A 1,304-nucleotide genomic window follows, 5' to 3' on the forward strand; every position below is an offset into this window, starting at 1 on the left:
ACTGGTGACGGTGTGGGAGAGTAGGACGCAGCCGGACAAACATTGAGCAGAAACGCCCTGGTCGGCTCGTCACAGACGAGTTGTCAGGGCGTTTCTTGCATTTGATCCCCGATCCACGGGAGTGTGGCTCTCGCAGGGACAAGGTCTAGAGAGGTATCAGACGTGGACGAGAGGTCGAACCGACCCCAAGGTGGACGTGGCCGACCCGGTGGAGGGCGGCCGGGCGGTGGACGCCCCGAGCGATCCGGCGGAGGCCGTCCCGGCGGCAGCGGGGAACGGCCGCGTCGCGACGGCGGCCAAGGCCGCCCCTTCCGTGACGACCGACGAGACGATCGCGACCGCCGCGCCGGTGAGCGTGGACCCGGGGACCGGCGTGACTCGCGTCCCGAGCGTGGAGGCACGGGTCGTGAGGACCAGGAGCGCGGCGGATCCCGGCTGGTGCCCAAGGAGGGCCGCAAGCCCGAGCCGGCCATCGCGCCCGATGTCACCGGCGCCGAGATCGACCGCAGCGTCAAGCAGCAGCTGCGCACCCTGAGCAAGGAGAATGCCGAGGGCGTCGCCCAGCACCTCGTGATGGTCGCGGCCCTCCTCGAGGCAGAGGACCTGGACGGCGCCCTGGCGCACGCCGAGACCGCCGTGCGGCGTGCCGGACGGGTCCCGGCCGCACGTGAGGCGCTTGGCTTCGTGGCCTACCGCATGGGCGACTACGCGCGTGCGCTCACGGAGTTCCGCACCGTTCGCCGGCTGAGCGGGTCCTCGCACCTGCTGCCGCTCATGGTCGACTGCGAACGTGGGCTCGGCCGTCCGGCGCGCGCTCTCGAGCTGCTCGGCTCGCCGGAGGCGCGTCAGCTCGGCCAGGAGGAGCAGATCGAGCTGCTCATCGTCGGGTCCGGCATTCGTCGTGACATGGGCCAGCCCCAGGCTGCTGTCCTCGCCCTCCAGGGGCAGGTGGACAAGGTGAAGAACAAGCCGTGGGCACCGCGCGTCTGGTACGCCTACGCCGACGCGCTGCTCGAGGTCGGGCGGCGCGACGACGCCCGGGCCTGGTTCGCCAAGGCGGCGGTGGCCGACCAGGACGGCGAGACGGACGCGGTCGAGCGCGTCGAGGAGCTCGACGGCGTGCACGTCGAGGAGCTCGACGGCGTGCACGTCGAGGAGCTCGACGGCGTGCACGTCGAGGAGCTCGATGACGTGGGCGACGGCGGGGAGACGCCGCAGCCGTGAGGGGAGGCCCCCTCTCCGCGGGCTTCGAGGGGATCATCTGTGACCTCGACGGCGTGGTCTACGCCGGTGCGGTTGCGGTG

At 71.6% G+C, this 1,304-nt stretch carries 1 protein-coding gene; it reads left to right on the top strand.

Features of this window, described 5'->3' with window-relative positions; all coding sequences use genetic code 11:
• Positions 1-438: 438 nt before the first annotated feature.
• Positions 439-1,224 carry a tetratricopeptide repeat protein gene (locus ABC138_RS16175; RefSeq protein ID WP_345914326.1) on the top strand — a complete coding sequence of 262 codons (786 nt, stop codon included), beginning with the start codon at positions 439-441 and terminating at the stop codon, positions 1,222-1,224.
• Positions 1,225-1,304 lie beyond the last annotated feature (80 nt).

This window comes from Janibacter sp. LM (assembly GCF_039631275.1).
Taxonomy (GTDB): Bacteria; Actinomycetota; Actinomycetes; order Actinomycetales; family Dermatophilaceae; genus Janibacter; species Janibacter terrae.